General features: G+C 64.5%; 23 protein-coding genes, 1 tRNA gene and 2 pseudogenes. 9 read left to right on the top strand and 17 right to left on the bottom strand.

What is annotated here, in order from left to right:
* Positions 1–5: 5 nt before the first annotated feature.
* From VGK27_04520 to VGK27_04505, 4 genes and pseudogenes are all read right to left on the bottom strand, one after another.
* On the bottom strand, positions 6–1,049 hold the full coding sequence (locus VGK27_04520) for a zinc-dependent alcohol dehydrogenase family protein (GenBank protein ID HEY3489373.1): 1,044 nt from the start codon (positions 1,047–1,049) through the stop codon (positions 6–8).
* 44 nt (positions 1,050–1,093) lie between these two features.
* Positions 1,094–1,804, bottom strand: a complete 711-nt coding sequence (locus tag VGK27_04515) for a VIT family protein (protein HEY3489372.1) — start codon at positions 1,802–1,804, stop codon at positions 1,094–1,096.
* Positions 1,805–1,806: 2 nt separating this feature from the next.
* Positions 1,807–2,376: pseudogene (locus VGK27_04510) on the bottom strand (DsbA family protein).
* Between the two features lie 136 nt (positions 2,377–2,512).
* Positions 2,513–3,646, bottom strand: a complete 1,134-nt coding sequence (locus VGK27_04505) for a hypothetical protein (protein HEY3489371.1) — start codon at positions 3,644–3,646, stop codon at positions 2,513–2,515.
* Between the two features lie 198 nt (positions 3,647–3,844).
* Between VGK27_04505 and VGK27_04500 the strand changes: the two genes are divergently transcribed.
* Positions 3,845–5,188 carry a hypothetical protein gene (locus VGK27_04500; GenBank protein HEY3489370.1) on the top strand — a complete coding sequence of 448 codons (1,344 nt, stop codon included), beginning with the start codon at positions 3,845–3,847 and terminating at the stop codon, positions 5,186–5,188.
* A gap of 17 nt (positions 5,189–5,205) precedes the next feature.
* The gene (locus tag VGK27_04495) at positions 5,206–5,949 is read left to right on the top strand and encodes a cyclic nucleotide-binding domain-containing protein (GenBank protein ID HEY3489369.1); all 744 of its coding nucleotides are present in this window, start codon (positions 5,206–5,208) and stop codon (positions 5,947–5,949) included.
* A gap of 2 nt (positions 5,950–5,951) precedes the next feature.
* On the opposite strand, the gene VGK27_04490 is transcribed toward VGK27_04495, so the two are convergent.
* The 8 genes from VGK27_04490 to sugE form a co-directional block, all read right to left on the bottom strand.
* Complete coding sequence (locus VGK27_04490) at positions 5,952–6,599, bottom strand: response regulator (GenBank protein ID HEY3489368.1); 648 nt, start codon at positions 6,597–6,599, stop codon at positions 5,952–5,954.
* Positions 6,596–8,725: a PAS domain S-box protein gene (locus VGK27_04485; GenBank protein ID HEY3489367.1), complete on the bottom strand. Its 2,130-nt coding sequence runs from the start codon at positions 8,723–8,725 to the stop codon at positions 6,596–6,598. Before VGK27_04485 ends, VGK27_04490 begins: the two co-directional genes overlap by 4 nt.
* 80 nt (positions 8,726–8,805) lie before the next feature.
* Positions 8,806–9,711, bottom strand: coding sequence for an SDR family oxidoreductase (locus tag VGK27_04480; protein ID HEY3489366.1), 906 nt, complete (start codon positions 9,709–9,711; stop codon positions 8,806–8,808).
* A gap of 37 nt (positions 9,712–9,748) precedes the next feature.
* Positions 9,749–10,330: an ester cyclase gene (locus tag VGK27_04475; GenBank protein ID HEY3489365.1), complete on the bottom strand. Its 582-nt coding sequence runs from the start codon at positions 10,328–10,330 to the stop codon at positions 9,749–9,751.
* A gap of 47 nt (positions 10,331–10,377) precedes the next feature.
* On the bottom strand, positions 10,378–11,139 hold the full coding sequence (locus tag VGK27_04470) for an SDR family oxidoreductase (GenBank protein ID HEY3489364.1): 762 nt from the start codon (positions 11,137–11,139) through the stop codon (positions 10,378–10,380).
* 17 nt (positions 11,140–11,156) lie between these two features.
* Positions 11,157–11,729, bottom strand: a complete 573-nt coding sequence (locus tag VGK27_04465; protein ID HEY3489363.1) for an NADPH-dependent FMN reductase — start codon at positions 11,727–11,729, stop codon at positions 11,157–11,159.
* 61 nt (positions 11,730–11,790) lie between these two features.
* Positions 11,791–11,931: a hypothetical protein gene (locus tag VGK27_04460; GenBank protein ID HEY3489362.1), complete on the bottom strand. Its 141-nt coding sequence runs from the start codon at positions 11,929–11,931 to the stop codon at positions 11,791–11,793.
* A gap of 310 nt (positions 11,932–12,241) precedes the next feature.
* Positions 12,242–12,562, bottom strand: coding sequence for a quaternary ammonium compound efflux SMR transporter SugE (sugE, locus tag VGK27_04455; GenBank protein HEY3489361.1), 321 nt, complete (start codon positions 12,560–12,562; stop codon positions 12,242–12,244).
* A gap of 148 nt (positions 12,563–12,710) precedes the next feature.
* On the opposite strand from sugE, the gene VGK27_04450 reads away from it, so the two are divergent.
* The 3 genes from VGK27_04450 (at position 12,711) to VGK27_04440 (ending at position 14,898) form a co-directional block, all read left to right on the top strand.
* The gene (locus tag VGK27_04450) at positions 12,711–13,250 is read left to right on the top strand and encodes an AbrB/MazE/SpoVT family DNA-binding domain-containing protein (protein ID HEY3489360.1); all 540 of its coding nucleotides are present in this window, start codon (positions 12,711–12,713) and stop codon (positions 13,248–13,250) included.
* A gap of 146 nt (positions 13,251–13,396) precedes the next feature.
* On the top strand, positions 13,397–13,975 hold the full coding sequence (locus tag VGK27_04445) for a hypothetical protein (protein ID HEY3489359.1): 579 nt from the start codon (positions 13,397–13,399) through the stop codon (positions 13,973–13,975).
* Positions 13,972–14,898 (top strand): hypothetical protein, encoded by a 927-nt coding sequence (locus VGK27_04440; protein ID HEY3489358.1) that lies wholly within the window; start codon positions 13,972–13,974, stop codon positions 14,896–14,898. The genes VGK27_04445 and VGK27_04440 overlap by 4 nt, the downstream gene beginning before the upstream one ends.
* 123 nt (positions 14,899–15,021) lie before the next feature.
* Here the strand turns inward: VGK27_04440 and VGK27_04435 are convergent.
* Positions 15,022–15,696: pseudogene (locus VGK27_04435) on the bottom strand (IS3 family transposase).
* A gap of 241 nt (positions 15,697–15,937) precedes the next feature.
* Between VGK27_04435 and VGK27_04430 the strand changes: the two are divergent.
* The gene (locus tag VGK27_04430) at positions 15,938–16,060 is read left to right on the top strand and encodes a hypothetical protein (GenBank protein HEY3489357.1); all 123 of its coding nucleotides are present in this window, start codon (positions 15,938–15,940) and stop codon (positions 16,058–16,060) included.
* Between the two features lie 129 nt (positions 16,061–16,189).
* On the opposite strand, the gene VGK27_04425 is transcribed toward VGK27_04430, so the two are convergent.
* On the bottom strand, positions 16,190–16,432 hold the full coding sequence (locus VGK27_04425; GenBank protein HEY3489356.1) for a DUF2442 domain-containing protein: 243 nt from the start codon (positions 16,430–16,432) through the stop codon (positions 16,190–16,192).
* A 410-nt stretch (positions 16,433–16,842) separates the two neighbouring features.
* A tRNA-Arg gene (locus VGK27_04420) sits at positions 16,843–16,919 on the bottom strand.
* A gap of 119 nt (positions 16,920–17,038) precedes the next feature.
* Here VGK27_04420 and VGK27_04415 point away from each other — a divergent pair.
* Entirely contained in the window at positions 17,039–17,296 is a 258-nt protein-coding gene (locus VGK27_04415) for a YkgJ family cysteine cluster protein (protein ID HEY3489355.1), read from the top strand.
* A 36-nt stretch (positions 17,297–17,332) separates the two neighbouring features.
* Here the strand turns inward: VGK27_04415 and VGK27_04410 are convergent, their stop codons facing one another.
* Positions 17,333–18,523 carry a YbfB/YjiJ family MFS transporter gene (locus VGK27_04410; protein HEY3489354.1) on the bottom strand — a complete coding sequence of 397 codons (1,191 nt, stop codon included), beginning with the start codon at positions 18,521–18,523 and terminating at the stop codon, positions 17,333–17,335.
* A 12-nt stretch (positions 18,524–18,535) separates the two neighbouring features.
* Positions 18,536–19,171 carry a DUF4337 domain-containing protein gene (locus VGK27_04405; GenBank protein HEY3489353.1) on the bottom strand — a complete coding sequence of 212 codons (636 nt, stop codon included), beginning with the start codon at positions 19,169–19,171 and terminating at the stop codon, positions 18,536–18,538.
* A gap of 29 nt (positions 19,172–19,200) precedes the next feature.
* Here VGK27_04405 and VGK27_04400 point away from each other — a divergent pair, with 29 nt between their 5' ends.
* Together VGK27_04400 and VGK27_04395 are read left to right on the top strand one after the other, a co-directional pair.
* On the top strand, positions 19,201–19,728 hold the full coding sequence (locus VGK27_04400) for an NUDIX hydrolase (protein HEY3489352.1): 528 nt from the start codon (positions 19,201–19,203) through the stop codon (positions 19,726–19,728).
* Positions 19,725–20,636, top strand: coding sequence for an RluA family pseudouridine synthase (locus tag VGK27_04395; GenBank protein HEY3489351.1), 912 nt, complete (start codon positions 19,725–19,727; stop codon positions 20,634–20,636). The genes VGK27_04400 and VGK27_04395 overlap by 4 nt, the downstream gene beginning before the upstream one ends.
* The last annotated feature ends 13 nt before the right edge of the window (positions 20,637–20,649 follow it).

Below are 20,649 nucleotides of genomic sequence, written 5' to 3'. Positions count from 1 at the left end.
CCCCTTTAGTCGTTCGCGATGATCACCTTCAGGGCGCGCTCCTTCATCGCGTTGCCGAACGTGTCGTAGGCCTTCATGACGTCGTTCAAGGCAAAGTGGTGCGTGATCAGATTTTTCGGCTGGACCTTGCCCGAGGTCACGGTCTTGAGGAGCATGGGCGTCGTCACGGTGTCGACGAGGCGCGTCGTCAGGGTGATGTTGCGGTCCCACAGCTTGTCCATGTTGAGCTGGACGGCCTTCCCGTGCACGCCGATGTTGGCGATGTGGCCGCCCGCCGCCACGACCGCCTGGCAGACGTCGAAGCTCACCGCCATCCCCAGCGCCTCGATCGCGACGTCGACCCCCCGGTTGCCGGTCAGCGCCATCACCTTCTCGGCCGCCTTCCCGTCGCTGTTGTCGACGACCTGCGTCGCGCCGAACCGCTTGGCGACTTCGAGCCGGTTGGCATCGATGTCGACCATGATGATCTCGGCCGGCGAATAGAACTGCGCCGTCAAAAGCGCCGCCAGCCCGATCGGGCCGCCGCCGACGATCGCCACCGTGTCGCCGGGCTTGACCTGCCCGTTGAGCACCCCGCACTCGAAACCGGTGGGCAGGATGTCGCTCAGCATGACGAGCGCCTCCTCGTCGGCCCCGGCGGGAATCGGGTACATGCTGTTGTCGGCGAAGGGAATGCGGACATACTCGGCCTGCGTCCCGTCGATGAGGTTCCCCAGGATCCAGCCGCCGCCGTTCTCGCAATGCGAGTACATCCCCTTCTTGCAGTTGCCGCATTTCCCGCACGATGTGATGCAGGAGAGCAGGACGCGGTCGCCCGCCTTGAAGGTCGAGACGCCGGCGCCGACCTGGTCGACGACCCCGACCCCTTCGTGCCCCAGGATCCGCCCGTCGGTCACCGTCGGGACGTCGCCCTTCATGATGTGCAGGTCGGTCCCGCAGATGGTCGTCTTCGTGATCTTGACGATCGCGTCCGTCGGGGCCTGGATGGCGGGCTTGGGCTTGTCTTCGAGCGCGCGCTTGCCGGGGCCGTGGTACACGAGTGCTTTCATCTTCGGTGGTCCTCCCTTTTTACCGTGGGTTGTTGGTTGCCGTCCTAAAGGGTCGTTCCGAAAAAGTGGCCGACGCCTGCGGTGAGCCCCATCGCGAGCGCGCCCCAGAAAGTGACGCGGAATGCGCCCCGGGCAACCGGAGCGCCGCCGGCGTAGGCTGCCGTAGCGCCGAGCCCGGTCAACGCCAGGAGCGTCGTCACGCCGGTGACGGCGCCGACGCGCGCGGCCGGGGCCGCGAGCGCCGACAGGATCGGGATCAAGCCGCCCAGCGCGAAGGCGGCGGCGGAGGAGAGCGACGCCTGGATCGGCCGCGCCCGCAGCGTCTCGGTGATCCCCAGCTCGTCGCGGGAATGCGCCGCGAGGGCGTCACGCGACATCAGCTGCTCGGCCACGCGCTGCGCGAGCGACGCGTCGAGCCCGCGCTTCACGTAGATCGATTTCAGCTCCAAAAACTCCCGCTCGGGCTCATCCTTCAGCTCGCGCCGTTCCCGGCCGAGATCGGCGTTCTCGGTATCGGCCTGGGAATGCACGGAAACGTACTCGCCGGCGGCCATCGACATCGCCCCCGCGACCAGGCCGGCGATGCCCGACAGGAGGATGTTGCTGTGGGTCGCGCCCCCGGCGGCGACGCCCACGACGAGACCCGCGACGGAAAGGACGCCGTCGTTGGCGCCCAGCACCGCGGCGCGGAGCCATCCGGCGCGGTCCGACCGGTGCCCTTCGATGTGTGGGGGGTTTTTCGGATATTCAGTCATCGTCACCCTTCGTTTCCGTTGTCGATGGGAGACTTCCCGATCAGCCGCAGGAAATCTTCAAAAGGGGCGAATCCGGCCAGCCGTCGCCGGCCGCAAAGATGGGTCGGGACGGCGGAGACCTCCAGCGCTTCGGCGCGTTGCCAGTCGGCGTCGACGGATGCGGCAAAGGTGCGCCCCTTGACGACCGCAAGTGCGCCGTCTTCCGGGAGCCCGGCTTCTCTCGCCAGCCCCATCAGCACGTCCGCCCGGGCGATGTTGGCCCCTTCCACAAAATACGCCCGGTAGACCGCCCGGCGGAATAAATCGCCCGCGCCCTGCCGTTCGGCCCATTTCCCGAGCTCCTGGGCAAGCCGGCTGTTGTAGGTATGGGTGCGCGCGCCCATCGGGAGCCCTTCGGCCCGGGCCGATTGCATCAGCCGCGATTGGGACTCCCGGACCGACGCTTCCCGCCCGGCGAACAGGACGGAAAGCGGCATCCCCTCATCGGGGATGTCGGGATGGAGGGGGAAGACGGACCAGCGAAGGGAAACCCCGAATTCGCGCTGCAGCCGATCGGTACGCACGGTACCGAGATAGCACCAGGGTCATATGTAGTCGAAAAAAACTTCCACGACGGGAGTCGATTCCATAGGCGTCCTTCCGGTCGGCGTTTACGGGGTTGGATGCCGTGCCGGGGGGAAAAGTCGCCAGGATAATCTTTCGGCGGACTTATTCCGTTTCCGCCGCGAGCTCGGCCTGTCCGGCCGGCTCGAGATCCGGGGCCGCCTCGTCCTCGCAGCCTTCGAATTCTTCCGAATCGACGTAGGGAACGGACCGCCGTCCGAAGAGCGCCAAGGCCTTCCCGGTCAGGAGCCCGGTCAGGCCTGCGAGAAGTACCGTCACGACGAGCCCGGTCGCCTGGGCTCCGACGTTGACGCCCTCGACCGCGAAGAGCGCGGCCACGCCGCCGAAGAGTCCCGGGAGACCGTGCAGATAGAGCACGCCGCAGGTGTCCACCTTGCCCGTCCGGCGCGTCAGCCGGGACTGGAGGACGGCGAATCCGAACGTGGAAAGCGCACCGGCGGCGAGGCCGATCGCGAAGGCCGCCGCGGGGAGCGCCTTGTCGCAGGCGGAGCCGATCGCGACGCCCCCGGCCAGCGCGGCGTTGGCGATGTCGGCCGCGCAGATCTTCCCGCGAAGCCGGACCGTCGCGAAATAGGTGGCCAGCGTCGATCCGCACAGCGCGAGGATGACGTTCACGGCCGTCGCCGGCACGTCGGCGGGGGCGACCAGCGCGGCGCAGAAACTCGGCCAGAACACCCAGAGCACCATGCTGCCGAGCAGCGAATACCGGTCGCTCGTCTCGTCGCATGCGACGGGCGTCTCAAGCTCGGCCGGCGTCGTCATCGAGGCCGCGACCCCCAGGCCGAAGATCGCGCCGAAGGCGTGGATGACGATCGAGCCGCCGGTGTCGAGGACCGCTTTCCCGGAGATAAGCCCCAGGCCGCCGTTCAGCACCACCCACTCGTTCAGCGCGTAGAACGGGACGAACATCATCCCCAGCAGCAGATACTGGTTCATTTTCAGTCGCCCCAGGACGGCGCCGGCGCAGATGAGCAGGCTGGCGGCGGCGAACTCGGCCAGGATCATCCGGTCCATGATCCCCTCCGGGCCGCCCGTCGCGACCAGGCTATCCTTGAGAAAATAGAGCGGGAGCGCCACGCTGACCAGGAGATAGGTCGCCGTGATCGCCGACCTGCCGTATTTCCGGACGAACACCATGAGGAACCCGAATCCCAGGAGCAGCATCGCCATGATGTGGATGGCGCGCTCGTACTTCTGCACTTCCGCCAGGGCTTCCATCTTCTTCGCTTTCTCCCTTCCACCGACTTATTGATGGGAAACAATCTATCCGTTGGGGGAGCCGGGGAAGGGGCGATATTCCCAATCGAGCATAATCGGGCATGCGGCGAGGGGAAACCGGATTGAACCGACCCGGGGGCCTTCTCATCCAACGAGGGGACCAGCAGTAACCGCAAACGGGTACGATGAAGGGAAATTATGCCGGGACCGGTTCCGAACCTCCGACTGGACAAGGGTTCACGCGTTGCCGTGATCGGCGGCGGACCGGCGGGTTCCTTCTTCAGCTACTTCCTCCTCACGATGGCCGGCCGGGCGGGGCTTGACATCGGGGTGGACATCTACGAACCCAAAGATTTTTCCCAATTCGGGCAATGCGGCTGCAACAAGTGCGGCGGGATCATCTACGAGGCGCTGGTGCAGTCTCTCGCGACGGACGGTATCGTTTTGCCCCCATCGGTCGTGCAGCAGGGGATCGCCGGCTATACCTTCCACACCGACGAGGGGATCGTCCGGATCAAGCCTCCCACCGACGAAAGACGGATCGCCTCCGTGCGCCGGGGGGCCGGCCCTTGCGGGGCGCCCGCCCTGAGCGTGTCGGCGAGCTTCGACGGCCATCTGCTTGCGATGGCGCAAGGGAAAGGCGCCAGGATCGTCCGGGACCGGGTGACGGGAGTCGCCATGATCGAGGGCAGGCCGCAGGTCACCTCCAAATCGGGGATTTCCGAAACCTACGACCTGCTCGTCGGGGCGTTGGGCGTCAATTCCCCCGACCTTGCGCTCTTCGAAGGGTGCGGGACGGGCTACCTCCCCCCGACGACCAGCAAGGCATACATTACCGAGATTCTTCTCGGCAACGAAGAGATCGAAAAATACCTGGGCGACGCGATGCACGTTTTCGTGCTCGACATCCCCCATCTCAAATTCGCGGCGATCATCCCCAAGGGGGAATATGCGACCGTCTGCCTGCTGGGCCTGGACATCGACCAGCCGCTGGTGGACGCCTTTTTCCGGCACCCGGAGGTGCGGGGCTGTTTCCCCCCCGGGTGGGAACCCGCCACCGCCAGGTGCCGATGTTTCCCTTCGATCCTCCTTGGCGAGGCGGAAGGCGCCTTCGGCGACCGGTTCGTGACGGTCGGCGACTGTTACGTGAGCCGCCTCTACAAGGACGGGATCGGCAACGCCTATCGGACGGCGAAGTCCGCCGCGCAGACTGCGTTTTTGTCGGGGATCTCGAAGCGGGATTTCCAGAAAAACTATCGGCCGGTCTGCGATGCGGTCGCCCGCGACAACCGGTTCGGGATAATCGTGTTCGCTTTCACGAGCCTGATCAAGAAGCTGCCGCTCCTGAGGCGCGGCGTGGTCCGCATGACACATGCCGAGCAGGCGGGTTCCGCCTCGCCCAGGATGAGTGCCGTGCTATGGGACACCTTCACCGGAAACGCCTCGTTCCGGAACATTTTGCAGCGAGCCCTCCATCCCGTTTTCCTGGCCCGTTTGTCTTATGAAACCTTGATTGGGTGTGTGCGCCGCAAAGATCGATGAGACAGGAGATCCTTAAGATGGCGAACGAAAGCTTGGGAAAGACCTATCCCGACGGGGAGATCATCTTCCGCCAGGGAGATGCGGCCGATTGCCTCTACATCATCCAGTCGGGGCACGTGGTGATCTACCAGGAAGAAGGCGGGACGGAGGTCATCCTGGCGGAACTCGGGGAGGGCGACACTTTCGGAGACATGGGCGTCTTCATGGGACCTGTCCGGACCGAGAGCGCGCGCGCCCGGGGCGATGCCCGCGTCGTCACGGCCGACTACCGGTTCGTCCTGAAAAAGTTCAGGGATGATCCGTCATACGCCTTCCAGGTCATCGAAAAGATGGCCCGGCGCGACCGGGCGCGGAAGGAACTGGCGGACAAGGCGCTTGAGGACGAGACCCTTCGCCGGAAGGACCGTGCGGCGCAGGCCCGGGATGCGGACTATTACGATTTCGCGCCGGTCGGCGCCATCGACCTCGACGAGGAGGGCGTCATCCGGGGCATCAACCTGTCCGGCGCCGCCCTGCTGGGATCGGAGCGCGGGGAGCTGCTGGGGCTTCCCTTCGCGACGTTCGTTCCTCCCGAAAACATCGAGCTGTACCGGAAGCATCTCCTGGCGTGCAAAAACGCTTCGGAAGGGGTGATCACCGAGCTGCTGCTCAAGACCCGCAAAGGGAATCCGACGAAGGTCCAGTTCTTCAGTTACCCGAAGCAGGACCAGGACCGGGTCGTCTACCGGACGCTGATGACCGAGCTCGCCTCGCGGCAGTAGCCTTACTTCTCCTCGCTGAACAACTCACCCGAGTATTTTATTTTGCAGTCGGGGCAGATCGCGTGCGCGAACTCGGCCTCGGAATGCTGCCCGAGATAGTGCTCGATCGCGTTCCAGTAGCCCTCGTCGTCCCGGATCTTCTTGCACCACATGCAGATGGGCAGCAGCCCGCTCAGCTGTTTCACGACCTCGAGCGCTTTTTCCAGCTCCTCGTTCTTCACCCGCACCGCGTTGCCGTACTCCCTGCATTCCGCGTGCAGCAGCCGAACCTCGAGCATGTTGCGGACGCGGGCCAGCACCTCGGCCAGGTCGAACGGCTTGCTGATGAAATCCTTCGCGCCGGCCTTCAGCGCGCGCAGCTTGTGATCCGGCTGGGCGGTGATGACCAGCACGGGGAGGTAGCCGTCCGGCTCGATCTTCTTGAGCTCCTCCATCACCTGGAACCCGCTCATGCCGGGCATCTGGAGGTCGAGCAGGATCAGGTCGTAGTGGTCCCTTGCGTAAAGATCGCAGACCGCGGCCGGATCCGTCGTGGACGAGATGGTCACGTAGCCCGCCCCGCGCAGCATCCGCTCGAGCAGCACGATGTTGACTTCCTTGTCGTCCACGATCAGGATCCCGGCGTTAAGGATGTCGTCCTGGGTGATCATCGGATTTCCTCCGGCTCGTCGCCCCGGCCGACCGACTGCTCCGAAAACCGCAAGGCCACATCCATCGCCTCCATGAACTCGGTGACCTTGATGGGCTTGGTGATGTAGCGGAAGAAACCCGCCGCAAGGCCCTTCTCGACGTCGGGCGGCATGGCGTTCGCACTGATCGCGATGACCGGAATCCGGGCTGTTGCCGGGTCCGAGCGCAGGATTTCCAGCGCCTCGAATCCGTTGATGTCGGGCAGGTTGATGTCCATCAGGATCACGTCCGGACGGGATTCGCGGGCGACCTCGACGCCGCCGCTGCCGTTCACGGCGGTCAGCAGCCGGATGTCGGGATGCCGCGCGATGATCTGCTCGACCAGCTTCATGTTCGCCGGATTGTCCTCGACGTAAAGCAGGGTATGCTCCCGCCTCCCGCGGGCGATGAGCGGTTGGGCCAGCGCCACCGCGTCCTTGATGCCCAAGGAATTCCGGGGCGCCGCAACCGTATTGAATTCGAACCAGGCCACGCTTCCCGACCCGACGGTGCTTTCCATGCCGATCTCGCCCCCCATCAGCTCGACCAGCCGCTTGGCCACCACCAGGCCGATGCCGGTGCCTTCCACCCCGCCCGCCTCCTGCCCGAGGCGGTTGAACGCCTGGAACAGTTGCGCGAGCTGCTCCGGTGGCAGCCCGGCGCCGCTGTCTCCGATGCTCACGCGAATGCGCCCCGGCCTGACTTCGACGCAGGTCACCACGACCGTCCCCTCGTCCTTGTTGTACTTGATCGCATTGGAAAGCAGGTTGAGAAGGACCTGCTTCAACCGGGTACGGTCGGCCATGACGTGCCAGGGGATGCCGGGATCGGGAAAGGTCGTGCGGATGCTGCGCTGCTGCGCCTGCGGTTCGATCATGCCCTGGGATTCGAGCAGCACTTCCGCCAGCGACACCGGTTCCTCTGACAGCGGAACCTGCCTGGACTCGACCTTCGCGAGGTCGAGAATCTCGTTGATCAGCGTCAGCAGGTGCCATCCCGCCTGGAGGATCTGGTCGATGCTTTCCTTCTGGGAGGGCGTCGGCAGGGGAGATTCGGACTCCATCAGCTGGGCGAAGCCGAGGATCGCGTTGAGCGGGCTGCGCAGCTCGTGGCTCATGCTCGAGAGAAAATCCGACTTGGCGAGGTTGGCCTTTTCCGCCAGCGCCTTGGCGGCCTCGAGCTCGACGGTTTTTTCCTGCAACACCTGGTCCAGCCGCTTGCGCTCGGTGATGTCGCGCGCGGCGGCGAACACGCCCTGGAGCCGCCGATCCCGGTCGTAGAAGGTGGTCGCGTTGTAGGACACGACCGTTTCCTTGCCGTCCCGGGCGCGCGCGGTGAGCTCGAAGTTGGTGACCTTCTTTTCGTCCAGAACCAGCATGATGCTCGTCTCGGCCAGGTCCGGATCGGTGAAGTAGTTCTTGAACGGAGCCCCGATCAATTCGTCGCGCGTGCAGCCGGTCAGCGCCTCCATCTGCTTGTTGACGTCGGCGATGATGCCAGACGGGTCGGTGGTGATCAGCGCGTCGGTGTTGGATTCGAACAGGGAACGGGTATAGAACTGGTGGTCGCGGAGGCGCTGGGCGAGCAGCTTCTGCTCGGCCTCGATCTCCTTGCGCGCGGTATTGTCGGTGCCGATCAGCAGGTAGCCGATGATGGCGTCCTGCTCGTCGCGAAGCGCCGTGACGGAAACGACGGCCGGGAACCGGGTGCCGTCCTTTCGGATGTAGGTCAGCTCGTAGATGTCCTCAATGCCGCGCGAGGCCTTGAATACCAGCGCCTCGAAGCCGGGCGTGATCGGGGTGCCGATCTCGACGCTGAGCGACTTGGCCCGGGCGATCAGCTCCTGAGGGTCGGAGATGTCGGCAGGACTGATCTTGTTCACCACGTCGTCGGCGGCGTAGCCCAGCATGCGCTCCGCGCCGACATTGAACAGCTGGATGACCCCCTTCTCGTCGGTGGCGATGCTCGAGAAGTTGGCGCTGTTCAGGATCGCGTTCTGAAGCGCTCCCGTCTTGAGCAGCGCCGCTTCCCGGCGACCCTCGGAAATGATTTTCCCGGCATCGGCGGTGGCGTGGAAAACGTCTCGTTCGGATGTTTCGTTGGACATGGCGGCTCTCCATCCAAGGTTTAGCGTACCACCAGGAAGCGTCGCCCTGATTCGGCTATTCCGGCGGATCTTCGAGGGCCTTACCCCTTCAGGGCCTCGGCAACAGCGGCCTTAAGGGATGTCGCAGGACGCCCGATCAAGCGGCTGAGCACGCGACTTTCGTCGTAAAGTGCGCCTTTGGATGCCCCGACATCCGACTCGGCAAGCATGGCCGCAATCGGTTTCGGAAAGCCGGCGAGGATCAGCGCCGCGCAAAAGTCGACCTCGGGAAGGTCTTTATAGATAACCGACTTGCCGCTCTGACGCGTCACTTCGGCCGCGAGGTCGGCAAGCGTGTAAGAGTCGTCCCCGGCCAATTCGAAGGTTTTCCCGGCCTGACTTTCGGAAGCCGTCAGGACAGCTGCAGCCGCTTCAGCGTAGTCGCGACGCGTTGCCGAGGAGAAACGGCCATCTTTGGCGCTGCCGAGGAAAGCCCCGTGCTGAAGCGCCGATGGAATGCCGGCAGTGTGGTTCTCGATATACCAACCGTTTCGAAGCAGCACAAAAGGAATCCCTGAGGCCCGAATGGCCTCTTCGGTCAGGCGATGCTCTTCCGCGAGCCCCAGCACCGACTTGTCGGCATGAAGCAGGCTGGTATAGGCAAGCAGCTTGACCCCGGCCCGTTTTGCCGCAGAGATGACGGCCTTGTGCTGTCCGGCGCGTTTTCCGACTTCGCTTGACGAGATCAGCAGGATTTTATCGACACCGGCGAAGGCCATATCCAGCGTCTCCGGCCGATCATAGTCGGCCTCGCGAACAACGAACCCCTTGTCGGAAAGATCCCCCGCCTTGGCCGGGTTTCGTACCGCGGCGATGACTCGTGATGCGGGCAACGTCTTCAATAGCGCATCGAGGACAAGATGGCCGAGTTGGCCGGTCGCTCCGGTTACCAGAACGCTTCCCATCCAATAGTTCATCATCTCCGAATCCTCCAGTTCATCGATCATCGCTTTGATGCCCGCATCTTTCACAAAAAAAATAGCCCTAATTCGCGAGGCCGATCTGCTTCATGAATTCGCCGTTGTCCCAATACAGGAACTCCTCGAACATGATCCCGTCCTTGCCCCAATGCCCGATGGTTGCCATCGGGATCCGGTAGGCCTTGCCGGTGGGGGGGATGCTCTTGCCGTCCGGAAGCGCCATGGGCTTCGTAAAGGTGCCTTCGAGCCAGCCGGTCACCGCCGTCCACTCGCCGTCCGCCGTGCCGAAGCGGACCGGGTGCTCCTTGATCCGGTTGTCGGGGGCGAATGTAAACATGAACTTCAGGTCCTCGATATGCTTTTCGATGCCCTTCGTCGTGTGGCCGTCGGGCCAGTGCACCACGACGTCCTTCGAGTGGCTCTTGTGGAGATCCTGCCATTGCTGACCCGTGTAAACACGGAAATCGAGGTCGTCGAAATTCGCGAGGTTCCTCGCGAGCTCCTTGGGCAACCCCTTGACCTTCGGGGCGGGGGCTTCGACCTTGCTGCCTGGCCACCTGCTCCCGGCAGCATGGGCGGGCGGTGCGGCGAGCAGTGCAGCGGCGAGTACGAGGGCAACGCGCGCGGTGCGATGAAACGTCTTCATGGTGTCCTCCTTGGAGCCGGAAGGGGCGGTGATCGTGTTGACCATGGTTAGCCGGCGGTCTTTGAATCGCCATCGACCGGGAACATTTGACCGGAGATGGTGCGGGCGTGGGGACCCGCAAGGAAAACGGTCAGTGCGGCGATGTCGGCCGGGTCGATGAACTTCCTGACTGATTGATTGGCCAGCGCCAGGTTGGTCTCTTCGACTGCGGTGCGTCCGGAAACCTTGGCGCGCCCCTCGAATACCGATTGAAGTCGCGGCCCGTCAACGGCACCGGGATGGATGGTGTTGGCGGTGATGCCGAAAGGCCCCAGCTCAATCGACAAGGTCTTGGCGAAACCAACCAGCCCCCACTTCGTCGTGGAGTAGGCAACCCGGTTCGGATAGCCGAAACGCCCCGCCAGGGACGACATCAGGATGATGGCGCCGGCAGAAGATTGCTTGAGCAGGGGAATAGCACGCTGGGTGACCATGAACGTTCCGGTCAAGTTAAGGTTGACGACGGCATTCCATGTATCGATGGGGTAATCGGCGACAGGGGCCGTGGCCCCGGCAATGCCGGCATTGTTGACGAGCACGTCGAGGCCGCCCAATTGGTCCTGCACATCTTGAAAGAGTGTGTCCAAATCCGCCGCCTTGCTGATGTCGCCGACGGTTCCACTTATCGCGGGGTATTGCTTCGTGATTTCGTGCACGGCCTCTGCGTTGACGTCGGCAATGTGCACGCGAGCGCCGGCGGTAACGAAGGCCTTGGCAATGGCCAAACCGATGCCGCCGGCGCCGGCGGTGATGAGTACGCGTTGCGTCATGATTGGTGCCTCCTTGATCAGGCGTTGCGCGGCAGCACGGTGAGTACGCGCACGATGAAGTCGTGCAATTCGGTCATGTAGTTGCGCAGGAACTTCTCCGTGCCCTCGTCGGTGACCTTGCCGTCGGAGGTGATCAGCCCCGGCTTGAATTGGATGTAGGCCTCGATGGTGTTCATCAACGGCGAGTTGCAGTAGCACAGCACGCCGCGCAGTTGGCTCTGGGCCACAGCGGTGCCGATCGCACCCGGTGAAGTGCCGATCACGCCCGAAGGCTTGCGTGCGAAGGAGTTCTGGCCCCAAGGTCGGCTGGCCCAGTCGATGGCGTTCTTCAGGCCACCGGGGATCGAGCGGTTGTACTCGGGCGTCACGAAAAGCACCGCGTCGACATCGGCGATCGCCTGCTTGAAGGCACGAGCCACCGGCGGATAGTCGGCGTCGTAGTCGGCGCTATAGAGCGGCAGATCCTTGATGGCGATCTCGCTCAGCAACAGCTCGGGAGGCGCGAGCCGCACCAGTGCCTTGGCGAGCAGACGGTTGATCGATGTCGAGGACAGGCTGCCGACGAGATACCCGACTTTGCAACCGGCCATATGGGTCTCCTTCGAAGTAAATTCGTGGCGCGGGTTTAGATGGTCAATCTTAAATATCGGTTCACGGAGGGAAATTGTGAGACGGGATTGGCGGCACGTCCAGCGCCGTAAGGGCCGCTTTCTCTTCCGGAGTCACGCGCGTCGGAACGACCGGTTTCTTCTCGCCGACTTCCATCTCGCCGGCGTTGATCGTCTGTCGCATCCATCAACAGGGGAAACCAGCCGAGCGGCGCCGAGATTTCCCGGCCATCTGCCAGCACGACATTCAGCGTATAGGCTGTGAGCGTCGCGGCTGCACTTTCGACCCTGGCGGAATAGAACGAAATCGATCGGTTAGGGGAAGCAAAGCCGCGGACGGTCGTCCACGTCACCGACCATGGAGGCAACCGCGGGCAAACAGGACCTTAGGAGGACCGGAGGGAACTGCCAAGCCGCTCCCTTTTTCCAGAGCGCGTCAACCACCGCCTTGGGATTCTCTCATGATTGATTCGCCAACCCGGAGCCAACGCATGTCAGGCCGGCGTCGCAAGCTTGAGACCGATGATGCCGGCGATTATGAGGGCGACGCTGATCAGGCGCCCAGCATTCGCAGGCTCGCCGAACAGTACTATTCCGAGGATCACCGTCCCGACCGATCCGACCCCGACCCATACGGTGTACGCGGTGCCGACCGGAAGTGACTTCATGGAAACGCCCAGCAACCAAAGACTGACGACCATCGCCAGCAATGTCCAGGCGGTGGGCCACAATCGCGTAAAACCTTCCGTGTATTTCAATCCGATCGCCCACCCGACCTCGAACAGACCGGCCGTGACCAGCATGATCCAGCGCATTCGTTTTCCTTTCGTTTGCAGGGATGCAGTCCCGACCCACCATCTTAGGGCATAACCATCGAATCTATGGGCAGTCATCCCGCTCCTGACGATAACGGAGGTGCTTCCGCGATTTCCGTCTGCTGCCGGAGCGGGGATATCGGGAGCCATGATCGCTATCCGCTCGTTCCATGACCTCGAACACGCCACACTGTCCCCCGGCGTCCGGCGCGCCGCCCGCGACGCCATCGCCAACCTCGTCGGCACCTACACCGAACCCGTTCGCCCCTACGATCCGGACGCCGACGGCCACGTCATCATCCTGGACGACCCCGCCGACAACGAGGCGCTGCGCCACGTCTCAGCCCGCTGCTGGAGGCGACGCTCGAGGGCGTCTCCTGCGACAGGGGGTGCAAGCATGGAAGCTCTGTCCACAACGAGACTGTCGTCCAAGGGGCAGGTGGTCATCCCCGAGGAGGTCCGCGACCGACTCGGCCTGAAGCCGGGGGCGCAATTTGTCGTCATGGGATCAGGCGATACGGTGGTGCTGAAGATGATCCTTCCCCCGTCGCCAGAGGAGTTCGGGAAGATGCTGGCGAAGGTCCACCACGAGGCCAAGAAGGCCGGCGTGAAGAAGGACGACATCGCCGCGGCCATCAAGAAGGTGCGGTCCTCCCGGTTAGGATCGTCCTCGACACGAACGTCCTAGCGTCCGGAGCGCGCTGACCATCGTCTCCCGGTGGGAGCACCTCCGTGCGGTGCGTGTCTTCCCCGAGAGGCTCGAGCCGCGCGTTCGTGAGCCAGTCACTCCCGTCCGACCGAACCGGGATTGTCGCCGCGGGGGACGCGGTCCGCATGACAGGTAAACTCTGTACGGAGGAACTGACGAACCTCGAACTGGTCGTCGCCGGGAAGCCAGAACGGCCGCCCGGGGACCTCGCCTGCTACGGCTTTTGGGACTTCGGCGACGCGTTCGGCAACGACCAGTTCATGTGCGGGTCCTGCGGCGACTCCGGCAACGGGGAATCAGCCAAGGCAACCGGCTGCACGATCGAGACACCGGCATGCCGAAGCGGGAAGGCGGTGGCCAGGCGAGCCATCGATGTCTACACGCCCTGGCACAAGACCCCTCGGCGACGTCCTTCTTCCGCATACCCGCTTCCGGGCATACTTGTGAACATTCCGGACCATCGCCTGGAACCCTCCGAGGACGCCGGCGCGGTCACCTTCGGGACGACGGTGTCGCCCGATCCCATCCATGACGTCAGGCCCCTTCGACGAAAGTTTCGTGGTGGGCCATGCCTGCATGCCGGCCTACTTTCCAACCGTCTTGACGATTACGACCGTGCAGAAATAATAATCATAATTCTGCTTGCGTGGTATACTCCCGCCGCAATAAAATTGCGAATCCAGCAAAAAAGGAGAATACCGTGATGTCGTTCAAACCGTTGAAGAATCTGCTTCTTGCCACCTCGATGGTCGCGTTGGCCTGTCCTCTTGCCTTCGCCGCCGGCAACGGGTCGAACCCCAACGGGAAACCGTTTATCGAGCTGCAGGGGCAGATCGTCGAAGTACAGGGCAAGCTGAGCACGATCCAGGACCAGGTCGACGCCCTCGTCAAGCGGGTCGCCACGGTCGAAGAGCGGGTGGCTGCGGATCAGGAAGCCATCGCGAACCTCCAGAACCAGAACGTCGAACTGACGGCCCAGATCGCCGCCTACAACACCACCGCGGCGGCTCTCCAGACGCGCGTCGTGGAGCTGGAAGCGGCGAATCTCGCGCTCCAGGCGCAGCTCGGGGCCAACGCGAAGACCGACGAGTCACTCCAGGCCCAGATCGCCTACAACAACGGGCTGATCAGCCAGCTGCAGCAGACGCTCAGCGGCCTCTCGACCCTCCAGGACCAGGTCAACAACAACAGCATCCTCATCGCCGCCCTGGATCAGGAAATCGACGGGATCAACTCGCGCCTGGCGCTGAAGCAGGCGATCATCACCGGCACCTGCCCGGCGGGGGAGACGATCAAGCAGATCAACTCCGACGGCTCGATCGCTTGCCAGGCCGTCGGCGGCGGTGTGAAAGCCATCACGATGTACACGGTCTACAAGCCACTGACCCTTTCCCCCAACTCGAAGGGGAGCATCGAGCTCAAGTGCAATGTCGGTGACTCCGTGACCGGCGGCGGCTTCGTCGGCGGCTGGAACTACTCGGGCATGCTGGTCTACGAATCTGCGAGCGGCCGCCTGATGTCCTACCCCGACTCGTGGGACATCTGGACTGTGAGCGGGAAGAACAACGGAACCTACTCCGACTCCCTGATCGCGCGTTCCCGCTGCATGACGGTCACCGCGCAGTAGTTCGGGAAATAAAAGCAGCGCCGGCCGCGCCGGCCGCCACCAAGAATGCGAGAGGAGGTTCCGAGGGACTTCCTCTCGCTTTTTTTATTGGGGGAAAAAGGAGCGCGTTGAATCGCCCCGGGATTAGTGGAGACTCAGATTTGTGAGTCCGACTCTATCCCTCGTTCCGATTCCAGTCCAGCAGAGCATTTCGTACTCGGCCGGCGGGATGTCGCCGATCGGTTCGAGCAGACGCCGGTTGTTGAACCAGTCGACCCATTACAGGGTGGCGATCTCGAGGTCGTCGACGTTTTTCCAGGGGCCCCTTCGGCGGATCACTTCGGTCTTGTAGAGTCCGTTGATCGTTTCGACGAGGGCGTTGTCGTACGAGTCACCCCGGGAACCGACCGAGGCAACCGCGCCGGCCTCGGCAAGCCGTTCGCTGTAGCGTATGGATAAATATTGGCACCCGCGATCGGAATGGTGAACGAGGCCGGCGGCGTTCTTGCCGCGTGCCCACAGCGCCATCTCCAGAGCGTCGAGCGCGAGGTCACTGCGAAGCGAGCGGGACACCCACCAGCCAACGATCTTTCGCGAGAACACATCGGTGACGAAGGCAACGTAGACGAACCCGCTCCAGGTGGCCACGTAGGTGATGTCGGCGACCTAGAGCTGGTTCGGGCGGCGGGCTCGGAAGTCACGCTTTACGAGATCCGCGGGGCGGACCGCATGGACGTCGGGGGTTGTCGTGACCTTGAAAGCGCCTCTGCGGACGCCACGAAGACCCAGGTCGCGCATGAGTCGAGCGACCGTGCAGCGGGTCGCTCGACGACCTCGAACAGGCCACCCTGTCCCCCGGCCTCCGGCGCGCCGCCCGCGACGCCATCGCCAACCTCGTCGACAGCTGCACCAAGCCAGGCCGCCCCTACGATCCGGACGCCGACGGCCACCTCATCGTCCTGGACGGCCCCGCCGACAACGAGGCGCTGCGCCACGTCTCAGTCCGCTGCTGGAGGCGACGCTCGAGGGCGTCTCCTACGACAGGGAGTGCGGCTGCTTTGTGGCCGTCGTCCTAGCCGACAACCAGCACGGGTGGACTCTGATAATCAACGCACTCACGCTCGACAGCCCGGTGCGGGAGATGCTGACCGGCTACCTGCCGGAACACCAGCTGCCGCGATGATTGCGGACGACCGCAGGCGGGTCGGGGGGGTGTACTTCTCGGAGGAGAGTTTCTGGCGGAAGGCGTCCGACCTGCCGGGCAGGAGTTACGTGACGACGGGCGGGAACGGTCTAAACGGGTGCTCGGGTGCTACCGGACCGACAGAAGTCCCGCGACGGAAATGTCCTCGTCGAGGGATTCCCAGTGAATCCCCACACCGCCGCCGATCAGGCGCCAATTCCGGCGCTGTTCGTCTGTCGCATCCATCAACAGGGGAAACCAGCCGATTGGCGCCGAGATTTCCCGACCATCTGCCAGCACGACATTCAGCGTATCGGCCGTGACCACGACATCGACCGCCAACGCCTCAACCTTGATCGCCAAAGTGCCCATGCCACCGCTCCTTCAACTTTTCCCGGTTGCTCCGGATAATTTCGTACAACTCATGAATCTCATGACTCCGGAAGCCCCGCGAATTTTCCAGCGCAACAGGCTCAAGCCAGAATTTCGCGTATCTTTCCCCTTGCTCGACATGCACATGAGGAGACTCCGCCCCTTCATTGCTGAAGAAGAAAAATCGGTACCCTCTTTCCCTGAATACGGTCGGCATTCTGATTCCAATTATCATACTGAACGGAAAACCGGGAAATAGATATCACCCGGCCTCCCGGGCTCCTTCCTCGCGTCTACGATGCCGTAGGAAAAGAATCTTGGGTGCCAAAGCCGATCGCGTGCGGACCGGAGGAGGACCGGAGGACGAAAAAAGGGGCTAAGCCGCGATGGCCTAGCCCCCAATGATTTCATGGTGCGCCCAGGAAGATTCGAACTTCCGACCCTCAGATTCGTAGTCTGATGCTCTATCCAGCTGAGCCATGGGCGCACGTAAAGAAAAGATAATATACTCGAATCGCGCGGACGGGTCAACGGATAGCCGAGCGGCGTTTCGCCGTACGGCGGCCGGGAGAGGCTTCCCCCCTGTGCAGGAAGGAGTCCCATCGAGTGGAATGCCGGCCCGGTTGCGGCGCGTGCTGCGTCGCGCCCTCGATCTCCAGCGCCATCCCCGGCATGCCCGAAGGGAAGCCGGCTGGCGTCGCGTGCGTGCACCTCACCGCCGACCTGCTCTGCGCGATCTTCCGGGGTCCGGGGCGCCCCGCCGTCTGTGCGGGGCTCCAGGCGTCGGTCGAGATGTGCGGCAGCGGACGGGCGGAAGCACTGGCGTACCTCGCCTGGCTCGAGGAGGCGACCCGCCCCGGGTGACGGAGCCGGGATGCGCTCCCGAAACCGGTCCGCCGGTCAGGATGCGCGGCGGCGATAGTCTCCGTCGAGGAGGACCAGCATCGCCCCCACTGCGACCGAGGCGGCGGCCAGCAGCAGCGGGATCTCGAAGCTCCCCTGCGCGTCGGCGATCCGCCCCGCGATCGAGGGACCCAGCACCTGCCCCGCCCCGAAGCAGGTCGTCAGGATCCCGGCCGCCCGACGGGCGTCGCGGCCCGCGCGGCGGCTCCCCTCCGCCATCGCCAGCGTCACGATCCCCAGCATGGTGCCGCCGAAGCAGGCGGCCGACAGGATCACCAGCGGGACGGTGGCGGCCTTGACGCCGACCAGGATGCCGACGCACTGGATGACGTAAGCGAGGAAGAGCGCGGCCTTAACGCCGATGCAACGGCCGGCCCACTGCCAGAGCAGCGTGGAGGGTGCGGCGGCGAGCCCGACGACCACCCAGCTCGAGGGCGCAAACGACGCGAGCCCGGGGATCCGGGCGACCATCACGACAATGAACGTGATGCTGACGATGTAGCCCAGCCCCTCCAGGAAGTAAGCGGCGGCGAGGATGCGGATCGACCCGAGGTCGCCCGCCCCGCCCGCGTCGCGGGTCTCGATGCGCATCGACGGGGTCCGTTTGTGCGCCAGCGCGACGCCGAGAAGCGCCAGCACGATCGCCAGCGCGCCCATGCCGACCCAGGCCCCGCGCCACCCGCCCAGGGCGTCCAGCCGCGGCACCAACGTTCCCGTGAGCGCGATCCCGAGCCCAATGCCGCCGTAGAGCGCGCCGCTCCACCGCTCGGCGCCCGCCTGTGCCATCCGTTCGGCCACCTCGATCGAGATCGCCACGAACAACACCGCGCTCGCCGCGCCCGAGACGAAGCGCAGCGTCCCCCAGGCCGCGGTCGAAGTCGTCGCCGCCATCAGGAACGTCGTCGCGATGCTCGCGGAGAGCGCCCCGAGGTTGACGGCGCCGCTGCGCAGCAGCCCGGGGCGGACCGAGCAGGCCAGCGCCCCCGCGAGGTACCCGATGTAGTTGAGTGAGGCCAGCCCCCCGGCGGTCGCGTGCGTGACCCCCAGGTCGCGCTGCATCATCGGCAGGATCGGCGCGAAGACGAAACGGCCGATCGCCATCGCGACCATCATCCCGAGCATGCCGCCGGAAAGGATCCCGAACGCCTCGCCCCGCTCCCCGCCGGCATTGAGGCCCCGATCCGTCATGGGAACGGCGGCCTAGTGGAGGAACGGAAGCCGGAAGATCATGAGAAATCCGTTGAGCATCAGCAGGGCGCCCGTGCCCGCGGAAACCATCGAAAAGAGATAGACCGGCATCGCTCCGGACAAGATGGCGATCGACGCCAGGACGATGGATATTTGCAGCAGCACCTCGGCGAAATCGAAGTACGGGTCCTTGGAACGATAGACGTCGCGCTCCTTTTCCAGCTTCCCGGCCTCCTCGCCGATCGTCTTCTTCTCCGACCGGAGCCGCGTCTCATCCCCGGTCGCCTTCCGGATGAGTTCCTCGTATTTCGCGCGCGCCGCAACGCTCATTCCGCCGCTGCGCTCCAGCTGCATCACCTCGAGCGTCTCGCGCTGGTTCCGTGCGAAATTCTCCCGGAGATTCTTCGCCTGGTAGAAGTTCCACTGGTCCGCGGATTGCTGCTGCGCCAGCATCATCTCCTTGGTCGCATTGTTGCCGCCGAGCGACGTGATCGCCAGCAGCACCGCATAGATCGCGGTGGTCAGCGCAACCCGGCGCGTAAAGCGCTTGCCGCGCGCCTCTTCCAGCTCTTCGGGAACGGGCATCTCGATTTCAGCCATGACCGGCATCTCCTTGTCGATCGCGTCAATTCCGTTTCGTGTCATCATGACACATTACCCGAATCCGGAGCACCCCCATGGAAACCCGCAACCACGCCACGATCTTCGAAGGGCTCGTCGTCCATATCGAGCAGATGGAGGTGAAGATCGGCGACCGAGGATGGCACACCTACCAGATCATCCGGCACCCGGGCGGCGTCGGCGTGCTGCCGCTGCACGACGACGGAACCGTCACACTGATCCGACAGCTCAGGCCTGCGGCCGACGGGTTCCTTCTCGAGATCCCCGCCGGGCGCCTTGACGCCGGCGAAGACCCGGCCGACTGCGGCCGGCGGGAGATGACCGAGGAAACCGGCCTGCGCGCCAATCAGCTCGAATCGCTGGGCATTTTCCGCGCATCCCCGGGCGTCTTCGACGAGGTGATCCACTTGTACCTGGGGCGGGCATTGTCACAGGGCGAGGCCGCGCCCGAGCAGTACGAGGACATCGAGACGGTCCGTCTGCCGCTGGACGAGGCGCTGGAGATGGCCGCCGACGGGAGGATCAACGACGGCAAAACCATCGCCGCGCTGTTCCGGGCATCGGCGCGGGGCATCCGCTCGTGATCCTGCACGGCACCGTGACGGCGGCGCTCGCGGGCCGGCGGCTCGACGACGTCGTCCACGCGCTCTTCCCGCAACTCTCGAAGGGGCGCATCCGGAAGGTCATCGACTGGGGCGGTTGCCGCGTCAACGGCGACGTCGTCCGCGTCGCCTCCCGCGGGCTGCACCCGGACGACGGCCTTGTGGTCGGGATCACCGACGAGGAGCGATTCGTCGAATACGCGATCGATCCCGGGGCGCTGCTTCTGGACGACCCGGAATATCTCGCCCTGTCGAAGCCCGCGGGGATCTACTGCCAGAGGACGCCTTACCAGCTCAAGGGCACGGTCGAGTTCGCGGTCGCCCAATACTTCAAATCGACCGGAAGCCCCGAGCCCGCCCGCATCGTCCACCGGCTCGACCGCGGAACCTCGGGCGTGATGCTGTTCCCGAAAACGCGGGAGTCCGCTGCGCACCTCTCCCGGCAGCTCGAGGTTGGGCGGGTCGAGAAAGTCTATTGGGCGCTGGTCGCGGGGGTTCCGCAGGAAAAGGACTGGACCGTCGAAGCGCCGATCGCGCCGCTCGGAAAATCCGAATTCGCCGTGCGCGAGGACGGGCGAACGGCGGAGACGCGCTTCCGTTTGCTGGGATGCGGGCGCGACGCCCTGGGCGCGGAGGTCTCGCTCGTCGAGGCGCGTCCGCAGACCGGGCGCACGCACCAGATCCGGCTGCACCTCGTGCACGCCGGGCACCCGGTGCTGGGCGACGACCGCTACGGCGGCGCGCCCCCCGCCCCGCGGATGATGCTGCATTGCCGATCGATGGCGTTTGCGGCCGCCGACGGACGCCCCGTCGCAGCGGTCGCCCCGCTCGAGGCCCGGTTCGAGGCCGCCTGCGCCGCATCCGGCATTACCCCACCCGTCGCCTCCTGACACACCGAACCGC

The sequence above is a fragment of the Candidatus Deferrimicrobiaceae bacterium genome (genome assembly GCA_036504035.1).
Classification (GTDB): Bacteria; Desulfobacterota; Deferrimicrobia; order Deferrimicrobiales; family Deferrimicrobiaceae; genus JANXPS01.
The sequence above is the reverse complement of the archived record's forward strand: the minus strand, read 5'-3'. Positions and strand labels throughout refer to the sequence as shown.

Bases quoted from the DNA above. Each gene is read 5' to 3' on its own strand.
- VGK27_04445 (HEY3489359.1), top strand. From the start codon at position 13,397: ATGACAGGTAAACTCTGTACGGAGGAACTGACGAACCTCGAACTGGTC.
- VGK27_04495 (HEY3489369.1), top strand. From the start codon at position 5,206: ATGGCGAACGAAAGCTTGGGAAAGACCTATCCCGACGGGGAGATCATC.
- VGK27_04470 (HEY3489364.1), bottom strand. From the start codon at position 11,139: ATGACGCAACGCGTACTCATCACCGCCGGCGCCGGCGGCATCGGTTTG.
- VGK27_04505 (HEY3489371.1), bottom strand. From the start codon at position 3,646: ATGGAAGCCCTGGCGGAAGTGCAGAAGTACGAGCGCGCCATCCACATC.
- VGK27_04490 (HEY3489368.1), bottom strand. From the start codon at position 6,599: ATGATCACCCAGGACGACATCCTTAACGCCGGGATCCTGATCGTGGAC.
- VGK27_04485 (HEY3489367.1), bottom strand. From the start codon at position 8,725: ATGTCCAACGAAACATCCGAACGAGACGTTTTCCACGCCACCGCCGAT.
- VGK27_04480 (HEY3489366.1), bottom strand. From the start codon at position 9,711: ATGATCGATGAACTGGAGGATTCGGAGATGATGAACTATTGGATGGGA.
- VGK27_04465 (HEY3489363.1), bottom strand. From the start codon at position 11,729: ATGGCCGGTTGCAAAGTCGGGTATCTCGTCGGCAGCCTGTCCTCGACA.
- VGK27_04425 (HEY3489356.1), bottom strand. From the start codon at position 16,432: ATGGGCACTTTGGCGATCAAGGTTGAGGCGTTGGCGGTCGATGTCGTG.
- VGK27_04520 (HEY3489373.1), bottom strand. From the start codon at position 1,049: ATGAAAGCACTCGTGTACCACGGCCCCGGCAAGCGCGCGCTCGAAGAC.
- VGK27_04400 (HEY3489352.1), top strand. From the start codon at position 19,201: ATGGAAACCCGCAACCACGCCACGATCTTCGAAGGGCTCGTCGTCCAT.
- VGK27_04475 (HEY3489365.1), bottom strand. From the start codon at position 10,330: ATGAAGACGTTTCATCGCACCGCGCGCGTTGCCCTCGTACTCGCCGCT.
- VGK27_04500 (HEY3489370.1), top strand. From the start codon at position 3,845: ATGCCGGGACCGGTTCCGAACCTCCGACTGGACAAGGGTTCACGCGTT.
- VGK27_04405 (HEY3489353.1), bottom strand. From the start codon at position 19,171: ATGATGACACGAAACGGAATTGACGCGATCGACAAGGAGATGCCGGTC.
- VGK27_04450 (HEY3489360.1), top strand. From the start codon at position 12,711: ATGATCGCTATCCGCTCGTTCCATGACCTCGAACACGCCACACTGTCC.
- VGK27_04515 (HEY3489372.1), bottom strand. From the start codon at position 1,804: ATGACTGAATATCCGAAAAACCCCCCACACATCGAAGGGCACCGGTCG.
- VGK27_04410 (HEY3489354.1), bottom strand. From the start codon at position 18,523: ATGACGGATCGGGGCCTCAATGCCGGCGGGGAGCGGGGCGAGGCGTTC.
- VGK27_04460 (HEY3489362.1), bottom strand. From the start codon at position 11,931: ATGCGACAGACGATCAACGCCGGCGAGATGGAAGTCGGCGAGAAGAAA.
- sugE (HEY3489361.1), bottom strand. From the start codon at position 12,562: ATGCGCTGGATCATGCTGGTCACGGCCGGTCTGTTCGAGGTCGGGTGG.